Genomic DNA, 14,250 nt, shown 5'->3' with positions numbered 1-14,250 from the left:
AGGCCGTTACGTGGCGGATGCATGTGCGGCGCCGTGGAATACGAGGCCGAGGATCGGTTCCTCTATGCGCTCAACTGCCATTGCTCGAAATGCCGCCGAACCACAGGCTCCGCCTTCAAGCCCATTGCAGGCCTCCGTCCGGATGATTTCAGGATTGTCCACGGCAAGGAGGAGCTGTTTACACACGGCAATCCGGACGGCATCCACGACCGGCACTGCCGCCTATGCGGATCGCTGATCTATTCCTGGATCGCCGAAAATGGCAGCGTGAAGATCCATATCCCGATGGGAACGCTGATGGATCCACCATCATCGCGCCCCAGCATGCACATCTTCGTCGGATCGAAAGCGCCGTGGTATGAAATCACCGACGATCTGCCCCAGTACCAGGGATTTCCATGAGGTCGATCACGGCATGAATAAAAATGGCCCGCCCGAAGGCGGACCAGAGTTAAGGTCGGGGGACCTGAAGCGAAGTCTTACTCGGCAGCGGTGACCGCAGCCGGAAGTTCCAGGGTGCGCCAATCGACCTGACGCTCCAGCGCCTGGCCATTGCCATCGAACAGATGGCAGTCCGCTGCCATAATGCCGGTGACCAGCGGCTCTTCCGCACGCACGGGCGCCGATCCCGGCAGCAGCGCGCAATACGGTTCGCCGGATGGCAGGGCGGCATAGGCGATCGTATTGATGCCCAATCGCTCGATGACCGACGGAAGGACAGTGATGTTGACGTCACCGCGCGCAAGCGTCGTGTGTTCCGGCCGAATGCCGAGTGTCAGCGTCTGGCCAACAAGGTCGGTCCGCGGTTCGACGGGCAGGGTAACGCTCTGGCCTTCATAGGAAACGGTCACGCCGGTCGGATCGATGGCGGTACAGGTCACCGGCACGAAGTTCATCTTCGGATTGCCGATAAAGCCGGCAACGAACAGGTTCTGCGGCTTGTGATAAAGCTCAAGCGGCGCGCCGACCTGAGCGATATCGCCAGCATTCAGCACTACGATGCGATCCGCCATGGTCATGGCCTCGATCTGATCGTGGGTCACGTAGATCATGGTTGCCTTCAGATCGCTGTGCAGCTTGGTCAGCTCGATACGCATGTCGGCGCGCAGAGCAGCATCGAGGTTTGACAGCGGTTCGTCGAACAGGAAGATCTTCGGTTCGCGGACGATCGCGCGGCCGATGGCGACACGCTGGCGCTGGCCGCCGGACAGCTGGCCCGGGCGCTGATCCAGGCGCTGGTCAAGCTTGAGGATCTTGGCGACCCCGTCGACCTTCTCGCGCATCTTCGCATCGTTCATGCCTTCGACTCGCAGCGGAAAGGCAATGTTTTCAAATACCGACATATGCGGATAGAGCGCATAGGACTGGAACACCATGGCAATGCCACGCTCTACGGGCGGGCGGTCATTCACCCGGTCACCATCGATGACGATGTCGCCGTCGGTTGTGTCGTCAAGGCCGGCGATCATCCGCAGCAGTGTCGATTTCCCGCAACCCGACGGTCCGACAAAGACGACGAACTCGCCATCCTTCACGTCAAGCGTGACGCCCTTGATGACTTCGAAATGTCCGTACGACTTGCGCACCTTGTTGAGATAAAGCTGACCCACGACTTTGCGTCTCCACGCCGCCGGTCGGTGACGACCGGTTCAATAAACAATCTGGCGGAAACCGCGGACCCGAAGGCCCGCGGCACCATGAAAGAAAGGCTTACTTGTACTGCTCGAGATCGGCAGCAGCCTTCTTCAGCGCATCAGCTGGTTCGGCCTTGCCGGTGACAACAGCCTGGACCAGTTCGATCATCACGTTCTGGAAGCCCTTGTAATCGGTGAACAGCGGCTCGGGACCACCAAAGGCGATACCGTCGATGAACGGCTTCCACGACGGATCGGCCTTGACGAATTCGTCAACCTTCGCCGACGGACGCAGCGGGGTGAGGCCGGCGCCGCCCTGCAGTTCGTATTCGCCCTGCGGACCCGGCGATGTGATGAACTTGGCGAATTCGATCGCCTTTTCTTCAACGCCAGAACCCTTGAACACGGCCAGGCTATCGGTGATCAGCAGCGTGCCTTCACCCTTTGCAGCAGGACCGAGCGGCAGAGGCGCAACGCCCCAGTTGATCTTGGTTTCCTTGAGGCGGGCAGCGGCACCGGAGCCGGCCTGGATCATTGCAACCTTGCCATCGAGGAAGATGGCGCGGATTTCGTTCTGCTCGTAAGCAGTCGCACCTTCGACGGAGTAAGGCGTGATGTCCTTGTAAGCCTGGAGGGCTGCCAGAACTTCCGGGCTGTCGATGACGATCTTGTCGCCGTCGATGACCTTGCCGTTGTTGGTGTAAACCCAGTGCATGAACTGGTGCATGGTGTTGTCGAAAGTCTTGGCAGGCAGACCGTAACCAGCAGTGCCGGTCTTTTCCTTGATCTGCTTGGCAAAGGCGACTTCTTCCGCCCATGTCTTCGGTGCGGTTTCCGGGTCAAGGCCGGCAGCCTTGAACAGATCCTTGTTCCAGTAAAGCGCCTTGGTGGAGAATGCGACCGGCACGCCCCACTGGTTGTCATCAAAGGTGACGGTATCGACGATATTGGGGTAGTAGCTTGCCTTTTCCTCGTCGGTCATCGGAACCGGAACGATCATGTCGTTCTGGGCGAATTCCTTCAGCGTGCGCGAGCCGACATAGGCCATGGCGACCGGTGTACCGGCGGCGGCAAGCGTCGTTGCCTTGTCCTGGCACTGGGCCCAGCCGACAACTTCCGGCACGACCTTGAAGCCGGCATTCTTGCCTTCCCATTCCTTGATGTACTTCTCATGGATCGGGTCGATCTTGTCGCCGCAATAGATCCAGCTGATTTCCTGATCAGCTGCAAGTGTCGGCAAAGCCGAGCTGGCGAGAAGCGCCAGGGTGCCGGCCAGAAGAGAGAGTGTCATTTTCATCGATAGTTCCCCTTTGTTGACAGGTTAGGTCGTCCGGTTAGCCCGAATTTTGTTGGCACCGCTTACTTGACCGCACCAGCGGTCAAACCGCTGACGAGGAAGCGCTGCAGGAAGAAGATGACGATCATCGCGGGTGCGATGCCGACGAAGCTGGCGGCCATCAATTCGTTCCACACCACTTCCTGACGACCAAAATAGGCAAACAGGCCAATCGGCAGCGGCATAAACTCGGTCTTCGAATTGAAGGTCAGTGCAAAGATGAATTGCTGGGCATAGGCGCCGATGAACGTGGTGATCGCGACAACGGCAATGCCCGGTCTCGCCAGCGGCAGGATGACCCGGCGGAATGTATAGAAGTAACTCGCACCATCGACATAGGCCGCCTCTTCAAGCTCGCGCGGAATGCGCAGCATATAGGTGCGCAGCAGCCAGATCGCCGAGGGAATGAGGAAGGCCACGCCCGGCACGATCATGGCGAAATAAGTGTTCAGCACACCCAGCGTCCGCATCAGCCGGAACAGCGGGATAAGCAGAACCGCGCCGGAGAACATGTTGACCGCTAGGAAGGCACCGAGCAACGGACCGCTGCCCTTGAATTCGAAACGGGCAAATGCATAGGAGGCCGGCACGACCAGAAGCAATACGATCACGGTCGCGATGGTCGAGATGAAGAACGAGTTGAAGATATAGCGGGCAAAGCCCGGTACGCTGACCCACATCGTCCGATAGGCCTCGAACGAGCCGTTCTCCGGCAGGAAACGATAGGGTGACGAGAACAGCTGGCTGAGCGGCTTCAGGGAAACCAGGAAACCTTCGACGAAGGGCGCAAGCACGAAGGTCAGGAACAGCGCGATGCCGGCATAGATCGAGATGAGCTCATACCACCGGTAGCGGTTGATCATCGCATTCTTGTCTTGGTTCATCGGGCGTGCTCCTGCGAAAGGCGGCTGGTGACGCGGAAATAAGCAAAGCAGAAGATCGACAGGAAGATGCAGATCAGAACCGCACGGGCAGCGCCCTCGCCGTATTTCTTCGAACCGATGGCCGTCCGGTAGGTATCGATGATCATCGTCGTCGTTTCGCCATTCGGACCACCCTGCGTGAGGATCCAGATGATGTCGAAGGAATTGAACGTCGAGATCAGCGACAGCATCGACATGGTGATCATGGCAGGCAGGATCAGCGGCATGGTGATGCGGCGGAAGCGGTAGAAGCGGCCGGCACCATCGGTCCATGCAGCCTCGTAGAGGTCCTGCGGGATCGCCTGCATCGCGGCCAGCATATAGAGCGTTACCATCGGCACGCCGATCCACACATCGGTGAAGATCGTCGCCCAGAAGGCGGTCGAGCCATGCGCAAGGAAAGCGACCGGTCCATCGACCAGGTCGGCACGCTGCAGCATGCCGGAAATCATCCCGAACTGACCATTATACATCCAGCCCCACATGAAGATCCCGATCGCCATAGGCACAATCCACGGCGGCATGGTCAGCACGCGAAACAGCGCGCGTCCCGGCACGGCGGCATTCAGCATGGTCGCGCCGAACGTGCCGATGATCATCTTGATCGCCACGGAGAAGAACGTCCAGATGAAGGTCCGGATGATAACGCCGGCGAATGTTTCGTTGAAGATCTTTTCGTAATTGACCCAGCCGACCCAGTTGGTCACCTTCTTCAGCGACGCATCGGTAAAGGAAAGCACAAAGGTCTGGACCAGCGGAAACGCGACAATGACCGCGATGTAGAGAACAGCCGGTGCAATCAGCAACCAGGCAAAGATGACAGCGCTTCGTCTGGCTTGCATCACATCGCCCCTTAAGCTGACTTCGCCTGGGCAACGCCCTGGCTGGTGCCGTGAAGGCAGGCATCGAAACGCTCGAATACCGGCTTCATGTCGATGACCTTGCGACCGAGGCGGGCTTCATCCATCGCCAGAGCCAGCATGCCGGCTTCGAGCGCGTCGATTGCCGAAACCGGCTGCTTGGCACCCGTGCGAACGAAAGCGAGAACATCCTCCGCCATCTGCTCGTCGGCACCGTAGTGCTGCGACTTCGCCGAGGGCGCTGCATATTTGTTGGCGACCAGTTTCTCGTTGGTGCGCGCATCATGCACATCCATGAAACCACGGACGAAATCGCCTTCCGCCATGCCCTTCGAGCCCATGACGCAGAAGCGGCGGAACTCGTCCGGAACATTGAGATTGGTATGGAAGGTCATCGACGCGCCGTTCTCGTATTCAACGATTGCGGTCTGGAAATCGATGATGTCGCCATCGCTGTCGAACACCTTGTCGGACCCCATCCAGCCGCTCGGCTTGCGATGATAGACTTCCATATCGTTGACGCCGTGGTTTTCCGGCGCATTCGCCGGAACGAAGCTCTTGCGGCCGCCGAAGCTTGCCACGAAACGCGGACGCGCGCCGACCACACCATTATACAGGTCGAGATCGTGGCAGCACTTTTCCAGCATGAAGCCGCCAGCATACTGGCCGTAACGGCGCCAGTCACGCATGAAGAATGCACCATGATAAGGCTGGATATGCTCGGATGCCTCAATCGACACGACATCGCCAAGCTTGCCTTCCGCCTGCGCCTTGCGCAGATCGCGGTATAGCGGCGAGTAGCGCAGCACCAGACCGACCAGCAGACGGTCATGGCCATGGGTGTGCAGCAGCGAGGCCAGCGCGAAGCTTTCCTCGATGGTCGTGACAATCGGCTTTTCAGTAAAGACCGTGAGCCCTGCCTCGAGACCGAGACGGATATGATCCAGATGAAGATGGTTGGGCGAACCGATCATCAGCAGGTCGAAACTCTCCCCGGCGATCAGCGCTTCGGGCGTGTCATAGGCCTTGCCCGGCGAGATGCCGTTTTCAGCCAAGGTCGGCATTCCAGCCGGCGCCGGATCGACATAACCGACAATCTGGAAATCTGGATCGAGTTCCTTGAAAACCCGGCCCAGGTAGCCGAGGCGGAATCCGAGCCCGATAACGGCAACCTTCATGTGTAATTCCCCTGCTTTCGCAATTATTTTTCTTAGACTGCGTCAGAAACCGGCCATCGTCAACATCCGGTGGAAATTTTCATCGACTTATGAAAATTCTTTTCACACATTGGATATCACGACAGCCTTCCAGCCCCACCCGATCGATCAAGGACACATCGTCGCCGACGCACAACATCACGATCAGGCACGCACACCTTCGAACTACGGCCAGACTTGGCTCAGCGTTTCAAAAGTTAATAAACGATACCAAATAAATGCCAATCGTCCAGCCAGTTTCGTCATAAACTGCTGAATTGTTGATAAATAGATGATTTAACGGCGATATTTCTGGCGACAACAGGTTTTTGGCATTCAAGTGATGAAACCATTTGCGAAATAGGTGCTTGGTTGGTATCTTTTTAAGCAGTTGACATTGAGAGGCTCGACGAATGCGGATAGCGAAAAGCGTGGATTGCGCTTCCGGTGGCTGTTGGCCCGCCTGCCATCGTTTCGGTAAGGATCACCCATGAGCGCGACCCTTCCGCTGGATCAGCTGCAGGCCGTTCGTGGCGGTCCGCTATATGTCAAGCTTCGCAAGATGATTGAGGACGCCGTGTCCTCCGGTCGCCTGAAGCATGGCGATGCGCTGCCTGCCGAACGCGACATTGCCGACGCGGCCGCGATCAGTCGCGTCACCGTGCGCAAAGCCATCGACGACCTGGTCAACGACGGACTGCTCGTTCGCCGGCGCGGCTCCGGCACGTTTGTCGTCAAGCCTGTGCCGCGCATGCAGCAGCCACTGAGCCAGCTTACCTCGTTCACCGAGGACATGCGCCGGCGCGGCATGACGGCGGGATCGCACTGGATCGACCGTGGCCTGTATTTTCCGACCGCCGAGGAAACCATGATGCTGGGTCTGGTTGGCGGCGCAAGGGTCGCCCGGATCGAGCGCATTCGCACAGCCAATGACATGCCTATCGCACTGGAACGCACCAGCCTTCCCGACGATATCCTGCCCGATCCGGATGCCATGGATGATTCCCTCTATCTCCACCTGCGCCAGAGCGGCATCACGCCGGTCCGCGCCAACCAACGCATCTCCGCCGTTATCCTGAGGGATGACGAAACCAAGCTGCTTGGCGTCCCGCAGGGGTCTGCCGCGCTGTCGGTGCAGCGCATCGCCTATCTTGAAACCGGCCGCGTGATGGAAATGTCGCGCGCCCTCTACCGCAGCGACGCCTATGACCTGGTCGCAGAATTGACCATCGGATCTCCGTGACGCCGAACATTGAAAGACAAGCAATGCTGACGAAAATGCGAGAAGAAATCGACGAGATCCCGGCTGCCGCAGCGCGCCTTCTCAAGGAATCGTCTGAAGCCATCGGCGCATGCGCGGATGCGCTGCGCCAAAAGGATCCGAGCGTCGTCGTGACGATCGCCCGTGGATCGTCCGACCATGCGGCCTATTTCCTCAAATATGCCATCGAATTGCAGCTGGGCCTGCCCGTCGCTTCCCTCGGCCCATCGCTGGCCTCCATCTACGAAGCGCCGATGAAGCTGAAAAACGCTGCGGCCTTTGCCGTATCGCAATCGGGTGCAAGCCCGGACATCGTCGCGATGATGCGCGGTGCCAGGCTTGGTGGCGCAACAACGATCAGCCTGGTCAACACACTGCCCTCGCCGCTTGGCGACGCTGCAACCATCGCCGTCGACATCAAGGCCGGCCCGGAAATTGCCGTCGCGGCGACCAAGTCTTTCGTCAATTCGATTGTCGCAGGCCTCGCCATCATCGCTGGCTGGAGCGAAGACAAGGAGCTGGAAAGCGCAGTCTCTCGCCTGCCGGAGCATTTTTCGCAGGCGCTCAAGCTCGACTGGAGCGCGCTGATCGAGCCGCTGACCAATGCAGACTCTCTCTATATGCTCGGCCGTGGCCCGGCGCTGGCGATTGCTGCGGAAGCGGCGCTGAAATGCAAGGAAACCTGCGAACTGCATGCAGAGGCCTACTCCTCTGCCGAAGTCCTGCACGGCCCGGTCTCGATCGTCGGCAAGAATTTCCCGGTCGTCGGATTTGCCGCCCGTGACAAGGCGGAAGCCTCGATTGCCCAGACCATGTCGAAACTGGCCTCCAACAATGCCGCCTGCTTCATCACCTCCGACAAAACCGACAGCGCAAACCGCCTGCCGTTTATCGAGACCGGCCATCCGTTGACCGATGCGCTGATGTTGATCGTTCCCTATTATGGCATGGTCGAATCGCTTTCGCGTGCAAGGGGCTTCAATCCCGATAAACCCGTCGCCCTCAAGAAAGTCACCCAGACCCGATGACTGCCGTTTTTGCCATAACCGCCAGCCGTATCTTCGATGGGCAGAGCTTTTATCTGGACGCCGCCCTCGTTGTCGACGGCTCCAAAGTCGGCGCCATCATGCCACAATCGAAACTGCCAGCCGGCATGAAGACGCTTCCGGTCGGCAACAACCTGATTGCACCCGGCTTCATCGATCTGCAGGTCAATGGCGGCGGCGGCGTACTGTTCAACAACCAGCCGGATGTCACAGGCATCGAGACGATCTGCGCAGCCCACGCCAGTTTCGGCACGACGGCCCTGATGGTCACCCTGATCACCGATGTTCCCGACATCCGTGACATTGCGGTCGAGGCCGGTTGCCAGGCCGCGACCAACGCGGTTCCGGGTTTCCTCGGCCTGCATCTGGAAGGCCCGCATCTCTCGGTCGCCCGCAAGGGAACCCACGATCCGGCCCTGATCCGACCGATGACCGAAGACGATCTCCTCTATCTGGAGCGCAAGGCCGGAATGTTCGGCCTGCCGATGATGACCGTGGCCCCGGAAAGCGTCACGCCTGCCCAGGTCCGCCGCCTCGTCGCGGCAGGCTACCGCATCAGCCTCGGCCATACCGATTCCAAATGCGCGGCGATCGCAGACTATGTCGATGCCGGCGCAACAATGGTCACCCATCTGTTCAACGCCATGAGCCAGCTCGGCAACCGCGAGCCGGGTCTGGTCGGCGCCGGCCTCTCTTCGCCAGCCCTACATTGTGGCCTGATCGCGGACGGCTTCCACGTCGATCCGGTCACGATGCGGGTAGCGCTCGCCGCCAAACAGGGGCCGGCCCATATCTTCCTCGTCACCGATGCCATGTCGACCATCGGCACCGACAGCAGCGGCTTCGACCTCAATGGTCGTGCGGTCTATCGCCGTGACGGCCGCCTCACCCTGGCGGATGGCACTCTGGCCGGCGCCGACATCGACATGCTGTCATGCGTGCGCTTTGTGCATGAACGCCTCGGCCAGCCTCTCGAGGAGGCATTGCGCATGGCCAGCCTCTATCCGGCACAAGCGATTGCCGCCCCTTGCAAGGGCAGCCTGACGGTCGGAAACGACGCCGATTTTATCGTGCTCGGCGAAGAACTCGACCTTCTCTCAACCTGGATCGGGGGCGCTTGCGTCCATGAGGCCAATGCCGAACGACGGAAAGCCCGCGCATGATCGTCTGTTTCGACATCGGCGGCACCGCCATCAAGGGTGCCGTGGCTTACAGTGCCGACGATATCCGCCCCTTTCCGCGCCATCCGACTCCGATCCATGACTTCGACGCCTTTGTCGCGACACTGGCTTCGGTGATTGCCGAGGCCGGGGCGCGACCGGACTGCGTCGCGATCTCGATTGCCGGCGTCATCGATCCCGACACCTCGAATGCCGTCGTTGCCAATATACCCTGCATCCATGGGCGACCGCTGCAGGCCGATCTCGAACAGCGCCTTGGCCTGCCCGTGATCATTGCCAATGACGCCGATTGTTTCGTCCTCGCTGAGGCTAGCATCGGTGCTGCCAAGGGTCACCGTGTCGTTTTCGGCATCATTCTCGGCACCGGCGTCGGTGGCGGTCTGGTGATCGACGGCAAACTGATCAACAGCGACGGTGGCTTTGCCGGCGAGTGGGGCCATGGTCCCATTTCCGCAACAGAGGCCGGTGATCCACCGGCCAGCATTCCACGCTTTCAGTGCGGCTGCGGCCAGAAGGGTTGCATCGATGCGATCTGCAGCGCGCGCGGATTGGAAAAGCTGCACCAGCATCTGCATGGTGAACCGCTGACCAGCGAGGAAATCCTGTCGGATTGGCAAAAGGGCGATCCGCTGGCCGGACGCACCATCGATATCTATGTCGACATCATTGCCGATCCGCTGGCGCTGGTGATCAACCTGACGGGGACGACGATCCTGCCGGTCGGTGGCGGTCTGTCGAACGTTCCGGCTCTGATTTCCGCCATCGACACCACCGTGCGAACCCGCATCCTGCGGCGCTTCGAAAATCCGATCGTCATTCCAGCCGAATGCCGCGTCGAGCCCGGCCTGATCGGTGCTGCCGTCCTCGGCCTGAGCGCCGCCGAGGAAATGGGCAAGCGCCTGGAGACCATTTGATGGACATGCTGGTCAAGCTCTACGATTTGCAGCCCGATAACGGGCTCGATCAGCGCATGGACGGTCAGGGCATCACGCTGCGTCGCGCGCTGGTCCCGGAACTGAAATCGATCTGCGACTGGATCGAGCCCCGTTTCGGTTCCGGCTGGGCAGCAGAAGCGACAGCCGCCATCATGCGTCAGCCGGTCACCTGCTTCATTGCACATCAGGGACCGGTCCTGCTCGGTTTTGCCTGCCACGACGCGACGATGAAGGGTTTTTTCGGCCCGACAGGCGTCGACGAGGCAGCACGCGGCAAGGGCGTCGGGCATGCCCTGTTGATCACCACCCTGCTCGACATGCATGCGCAGGGCTATGCCTATGCGATCATCGGTGGCGCCGGACCGATGGAATTCTATCAAAAGAGCGTTGGCGCCGTGCCGATCGAGGGCTCGAAGCCCGGTATCTATCGCGGCATGATGCCGTCTTCGGCCCCGAACGGGGTCTCGGGCTAGACCTCAGCCAAGCTCAAGTGTCGTGATCGCAAACACGCCATCCGCTTCAATGGCCGGCGGCGTTCCGCGATACATGCGCGCCGTCATGAAGCCGCGATTGAAACCACACGCCGCCAGATGCGCACTGAACGCCTGCTGGTATTCCGGCACATCGACATGCACCGCAGTGCCGGCAAGGCGGTCAAGGCAGGCATTGAGCAGCGCTATGGCATCGGCCTCGCTGGTGGCAAACAGTGGTCCGATCTTGTAGCCATCGACACAAGGCCTCATGACCGCATAGCCATCAACATACTTGCCGTTACGGCTGACCATCACCTCACGAGGCACACCAAGCCACGCCTGCAGGAAATTGCCGCGTTCGGCCGGAAAAAACCGGCGATCAAAAGCGACGATCTCGGCCACATCGTCCGGCGCCGCAAGGCTGACAGACCGCTCAGCGACGACTCCGTTGTCGCCGGCACTGGCCACAGACCAACGGAAGGTCCGGTAGTGGGGAACGAAACCCATCCGGCGGTAATTCTCCTGTTGCTCGACCACCCCGTCGAGCCCGATCACCACATCGCCGAGATGCGCCATGCCGGCATCCCAGACCTGGCGGCCGAGGCCCCGTCCGCGAAACTCCGGATGGCAGATATAGAGCCCGATGAAGCCGAAGCCGCCGTAGGAGACCGTCGCAATGCCGGCGGCCAATCGGCCGTCGACCAGGCATCCGATAAAACCTTGCGGATCTACAGCCCGAAAAGCGGCAGCATCTTCCGACCCCGGGTTCCAGCCCTCGTCTGCCGCCCAGCCGACCAGTTGCTCGACTTCGCCCAATTTCAATACGCGGATTTCGGCAGAAGCCATATCCACCGTCACACCGCCATGGCAGCCGGCGAAAAACGCTCAAGCACGCCCAGATAGGGTTTGTCGATCGGCGTCGCGTAAGCGCCGCGTTTGGCGGTCGAAAGCCCGAGCGCGACGAGCGCTTCGGCCTGTTTGACGGCCGCCGCCACGCCATCGACCACCGGCACGCCGAATTCGCGCCGCAGTTCGAGCGTCAGGTCTGCCATGCCCGCACAACCAAGAACGATGGCCTCGGCTCGGTCGTCGCGAAGGGCCGCGATGATCTCGCTACGCAGCCGGTCACGCGCATTGGAATTCGGATCTTCGAGCGACAGCACCGGCACGTCGGCGGCCCGCACCTTGCAGCGTCCGCTCATGCCATAGCGATGCACCAGATGCTCGACCGGCAGCCGCGAACGCTCCATCGTGGTGACGATGGAAAAACGCTGCGCTATGAAGGATGTCGCGGCCACCGCCGCCTCGCAGATGCCGATGACCGGTATCGAGGCCAGAGCGCGCGCCGCATCAAGCCCCGTGTCGTCGAAGCAGGCGATGACAATTGCCTGCGCCCCTCGCCGTTCCGCCTTGGCGATTTCGACCAATAACCCCGGAATGGCAAAGACCTCGTCGTAATAGCCTTCGATCGACACAGGGCCCATCGACGAGGTGATCGCCTCGATCTCGGTCCCGGCATTCGCTACGCGCCTTGCTGCGTCTGCGATCGTCGCCGTCATACTGGCGGTCGTATTTGGGTTGATCACTGCGATTTTCATGCGTTCAGCCCTGGTTCCTGCGCCGGCTCATGCCGACGATCAGGCCAAGTGTTCCCGCAATCACGAGGAAGGAAAAAACCGTCGTCACGGTGCCGAGCGCATACAGCACCGGCGTCGTTACATTGGTCGTCATGCCGTAGATCTCCAGCGGCAGCGTGTTGTAGGTCCCGGCCGTCATCAGGGTGCGGGCGAATTCGTCATAGGAGAGCGTGAAGCCGAACAGGCCGACCCCGATCAGGCTGGGCGCGATGATTGGCAGCACGACATGGGCAAAGGTCTGCCACGGCGTGGCGCCGAGATCGCGCGCCGCTTCTTCATAGGCGGGAGAGAAGCGATTGAAGATGGCAAACATGATCAAGACGCCGAACGGCAGCGTCCAGGTCAGATGCGCGCCGAAGCCTGACGAATACCACGCCGGCTGCAGCCCGATCTGCTGGAACAGCACGCCGATGCCGAGCGAAATCACGATGGACGGCACAACAAGGCTGGCAACCGAAAGATAGAACAAAGCCGTCCCGCCAACAAATTTGCGCCGGAACGCAAGGCCGGCCAGCAGCGACACAACCACCGTCACCACCATGACCATCAGCCCGAGCATCAGCGAACGCCGGAACGAACCGCCGAAATCGCCGACCGCCTGGGTCTGGAACAGGTTGATGAACCAGTGGACGGAGACACCGTTCAGCGGGAAGGTCAGGCCACCATTTGGACCCTGGAAGGACAGGATCAGGATCGCCGATAGTGGTCCATAGAGGAAGAGGACAAACAGGGCGAAGAAGATCGCCAGGACGTAGAATTCGCGGGAGCGGGTTTCGCTGTTCATGCTCAGAGTTCCTTGCGGATATCGACGACGCGCAGGATGGCGGCAACCATCATCAGCACGATGATCAGAAGAACCACGGCATTGGCCGCCGCCGCCGGATATTGCAGCAACGACATCTGGTTCTTCATCATCAGCGCAACAGAAGCGCTCTGGCCGCCGGACATCACCTGCACGGTGGAGAAATCGGCCATGACCAGCGTCACGACAAAGATCGTGCCGATCGCCATGCCGGGCTTGGCCAGCGGGATGATGACATTGGTCAGCGTCTGCCAGCCGGAGGCGCCAGCATCACGCGCGGCCTCCATCAGCGACCGGTCGATGCGCATCATCGTGTTGAAGATCGGGGTGACCATGAACAGTGTGTAGAGATGCACCATGGCAAGCACCACGGCGAAATCGGAATAGAGCAGCCACTCGATCGGCTGCGGAATGATGCCGGCGCCGACGAGAGTATTGTTGATCAGCCCGTTGCGCCCCAGCACTGGGATCCAGGAGATCATCCGGATGATGTTCGACGTCAGGAACGGTACCGTGCAGACGAGAAACAGCACCATCTTCATAGACGAGGTGCGTATGTGGAAAGCCAGGAAATAGGCGACCCAGAAACCGATGAACAAGGTGATTGCCCAGACGATGAAGGCGAATTTCAGCGTGTTGAGATAGGTCTTCCAGGTGACCCAGGAGCCCAGTGTCTCGGTATAATTGAAGGTGACGAAATCAGGATACATCTGGGCAAAGTCGTAGTCCCAGAAGCTGACGACACTTATCATCAGGATCGGCAGTAGCAGGAACCCGCCGAGAATGAGGGTCAGAGGTAGTGCCTGCAGATAGGCGGGCAGCCACGACGGCAGCTTGATGACGCGCCTCGGCTTCGGCTCGCCGACGCCTATGAACCGCACTGTCGCCATGGTTTCCGTCTCCTGTTTATGGGGAAAACCCCCTCTGGCTGCCGCCATCTCCCCCACAAGGGGGGAGACAGGATCT

Annotated in this window: 15 protein-coding genes; 6 read left to right on the top strand and 9 right to left on the bottom strand. The window is 60.1% G+C overall.

Translation table 11 applies throughout. The features are described from left to right. Window positions 1-21 precede the first annotated feature (21 nt). A complete protein-coding gene (locus GVK95_RS11795; protein WP_159949781.1) occupies window positions 22-402 on the top strand; it encodes a GFA family protein in 381 nt (126 codons plus the stop codon). Window positions 403-479: 77 nt separating this feature from the next. On the opposite strand, the gene ugpC is transcribed toward GVK95_RS11795, so the two are convergent. The 5 genes from ugpC to GVK95_RS11770 form a co-directional block, all read right to left on the bottom strand. Next, on the bottom strand, window positions 480-1,610 hold the full coding sequence (gene ugpC, locus GVK95_RS11790; RefSeq protein WP_159949779.1) for a sn-glycerol-3-phosphate ABC transporter ATP-binding protein UgpC: 1,131 nt from the start codon (window positions 1,608-1,610) through the stop codon (window positions 480-482). 100 nt (window positions 1,611-1,710) lie between these two features. Beyond that, window positions 1,711-2,925 (bottom strand): extracellular solute-binding protein, encoded by a 1,215-nt coding sequence (locus GVK95_RS11785; RefSeq protein ID WP_159950276.1) that lies wholly within the window; start codon window positions 2,923-2,925, stop codon window positions 1,711-1,713. A gap of 68 nt (window positions 2,926-2,993) precedes the next feature. Then, window positions 2,994-3,854 carry a carbohydrate ABC transporter permease gene (locus tag GVK95_RS11780; RefSeq protein WP_159949777.1) on the bottom strand — a complete coding sequence of 287 codons (861 nt, stop codon included), beginning with the start codon at window positions 3,852-3,854 and terminating at the stop codon, window positions 2,994-2,996. Next, entirely contained in the window at window positions 3,851-4,735 is an 885-nt protein-coding gene (locus GVK95_RS11775) for a sugar ABC transporter permease (RefSeq protein WP_159949775.1), read from the bottom strand. Before GVK95_RS11775 ends, GVK95_RS11780 begins: the two co-directional genes overlap by 4 nt. A gap of 11 nt (window positions 4,736-4,746) precedes the next feature. After that, entirely contained in the window at window positions 4,747-5,931 is a 1,185-nt protein-coding gene (locus tag GVK95_RS11770) for a Gfo/Idh/MocA family oxidoreductase (RefSeq protein WP_159949773.1), read from the bottom strand. A 508-nt stretch (window positions 5,932-6,439) separates the two neighbouring features. On the opposite strand from GVK95_RS11770, the gene GVK95_RS11765 reads away from it, so the two are divergent. Genes GVK95_RS11765 through GVK95_RS11745 form a run of 5 tightly spaced genes read left to right on the top strand, consistent with a single transcriptional unit; the run spans window position 6,440 to window position 10,845 of the window. Continuing rightward, window positions 6,440-7,192 (top strand): GntR family transcriptional regulator, encoded by a 753-nt coding sequence (locus GVK95_RS11765; protein WP_159949771.1) that lies wholly within the window; start codon window positions 6,440-6,442, stop codon window positions 7,190-7,192. 23 nt (window positions 7,193-7,215) lie between these two features. After that, window positions 7,216-8,238: an SIS domain-containing protein gene (locus GVK95_RS11760; protein ID WP_159949769.1), complete on the top strand. Its 1,023-nt coding sequence runs from the start codon at window positions 7,216-7,218 to the stop codon at window positions 8,236-8,238. Further along, window positions 8,235-9,419 (top strand): N-acetylglucosamine-6-phosphate deacetylase, encoded by a 1,185-nt coding sequence (gene nagA / locus GVK95_RS11755; protein WP_159949767.1) that lies wholly within the window; start codon window positions 8,235-8,237, stop codon window positions 9,417-9,419. The genes GVK95_RS11760 and nagA overlap by 4 nt, the downstream gene beginning before the upstream one ends. Next, window positions 9,416-10,351 carry an ROK family protein gene (locus tag GVK95_RS11750; protein WP_159949765.1) on the top strand — a complete coding sequence of 312 codons (936 nt, stop codon included), beginning with the start codon at window positions 9,416-9,418 and terminating at the stop codon, window positions 10,349-10,351. Before nagA ends, GVK95_RS11750 begins: the two co-directional genes overlap by 4 nt. After that, the gene (locus tag GVK95_RS11745) at window positions 10,351-10,845 is read left to right on the top strand and encodes a GNAT family N-acetyltransferase (protein ID WP_159949763.1); all 495 of its coding nucleotides are present in this window, start codon (window positions 10,351-10,353) and stop codon (window positions 10,843-10,845) included. The genes GVK95_RS11750 and GVK95_RS11745 overlap by 1 nt, the downstream gene beginning before the upstream one ends. Before the next feature lie 3 nt (window positions 10,846-10,848). Here the strand turns inward: GVK95_RS11745 and GVK95_RS11740 are convergent, their stop codons facing one another. The 4 genes from GVK95_RS11740 to GVK95_RS11725 are packed head-to-tail and all read right to left on the bottom strand — an operon-like array spanning window position 10,849 to window position 14,174. Further along, window positions 10,849-11,691, bottom strand: coding sequence for a GNAT family N-acetyltransferase (locus GVK95_RS11740; protein ID WP_159949762.1), 843 nt, complete (start codon window positions 11,689-11,691; stop codon window positions 10,849-10,851). Window positions 11,692-11,699: 8 nt separating this feature from the next. Then, the gene (locus GVK95_RS11735) at window positions 11,700-12,443 is read right to left on the bottom strand and encodes an aspartate/glutamate racemase family protein (RefSeq protein ID WP_159949760.1); all 744 of its coding nucleotides are present in this window, start codon (window positions 12,441-12,443) and stop codon (window positions 11,700-11,702) included. Window positions 12,444-12,447: 4 nt separating this feature from the next. Then, window positions 12,448-13,266, bottom strand: a complete 819-nt coding sequence (locus GVK95_RS11730) for an ABC transporter permease (protein ID WP_159949758.1) — start codon at window positions 13,264-13,266, stop codon at window positions 12,448-12,450. A 2-nt stretch (window positions 13,267-13,268) separates the two neighbouring features. Further along, a complete protein-coding gene (locus GVK95_RS11725) occupies window positions 13,269-14,174 on the bottom strand; it encodes an ABC transporter permease (RefSeq protein WP_159949756.1) in 906 nt (301 codons plus the stop codon). Between the last annotated feature and the right edge of the window lie 76 nt (window positions 14,175-14,250).

Origin of the sequence: Rhizobium sp. 18065 (assembly GCF_902706095.1) — a bacterium.
GTDB lineage: Bacteria > Pseudomonadota > Alphaproteobacteria > Rhizobiales > Rhizobiaceae > Allorhizobium.
Note: the sequence above shows the minus strand (reverse complement) of the source record. Positions and strands in the feature narration are given on the sequence as shown.

Bases quoted from the DNA above. Each gene is read 5' to 3' on its own strand.
- GVK95_RS11795 (WP_159949781.1), top strand. From the start codon at position 22: ATGTGCGGCGCCGTGGAATACGAGGCCGAGGATCGGTTCCTCTATGCG.
- GVK95_RS11785 (WP_159950276.1), bottom strand. From the start codon at position 2,925: ATGACACTCTCTCTTCTGGCCGGCACCCTGGCGCTTCTCGCCAGCTCG.
- GVK95_RS11780 (WP_159949777.1), bottom strand. From the start codon at position 3,854: ATGAACCAAGACAAGAATGCGATGATCAACCGCTACCGGTGGTATGAG.
- GVK95_RS11775 (WP_159949775.1), bottom strand. From the start codon at position 4,735: ATGCAAGCCAGACGAAGCGCTGTCATCTTTGCCTGGTTGCTGATTGCA.
- GVK95_RS11770 (WP_159949773.1), bottom strand. From the start codon at position 5,931: ATGAAGGTTGCCGTTATCGGGCTCGGATTCCGCCTCGGCTACCTGGGC.
- GVK95_RS11765 (WP_159949771.1), top strand. From the start codon at position 6,440: ATGAGCGCGACCCTTCCGCTGGATCAGCTGCAGGCCGTTCGTGGCGGT.
- GVK95_RS11760 (WP_159949769.1), top strand. From the start codon at position 7,216: ATGCTGACGAAAATGCGAGAAGAAATCGACGAGATCCCGGCTGCCGCA.
- nagA (WP_159949767.1), top strand. From the start codon at position 8,235: ATGACTGCCGTTTTTGCCATAACCGCCAGCCGTATCTTCGATGGGCAG.
- GVK95_RS11750 (WP_159949765.1), top strand. From the start codon at position 9,416: ATGATCGTCTGTTTCGACATCGGCGGCACCGCCATCAAGGGTGCCGTG.
- GVK95_RS11745 (WP_159949763.1), top strand. From the start codon at position 10,351: ATGGACATGCTGGTCAAGCTCTACGATTTGCAGCCCGATAACGGGCTC.
- GVK95_RS11740 (WP_159949762.1), bottom strand. From the start codon at position 11,691: ATGGCTTCTGCCGAAATCCGCGTATTGAAATTGGGCGAAGTCGAGCAA.
- GVK95_RS11735 (WP_159949760.1), bottom strand. From the start codon at position 12,443: ATGAAAATCGCAGTGATCAACCCAAATACGACCGCCAGTATGACGGCG.
- GVK95_RS11730 (WP_159949758.1), bottom strand. From the start codon at position 13,266: ATGAACAGCGAAACCCGCTCCCGCGAATTCTACGTCCTGGCGATCTTC.
- GVK95_RS11725 (WP_159949756.1), bottom strand. From the start codon at position 14,174: ATGGCGACAGTGCGGTTCATAGGCGTCGGCGAGCCGAAGCCGAGGCGC.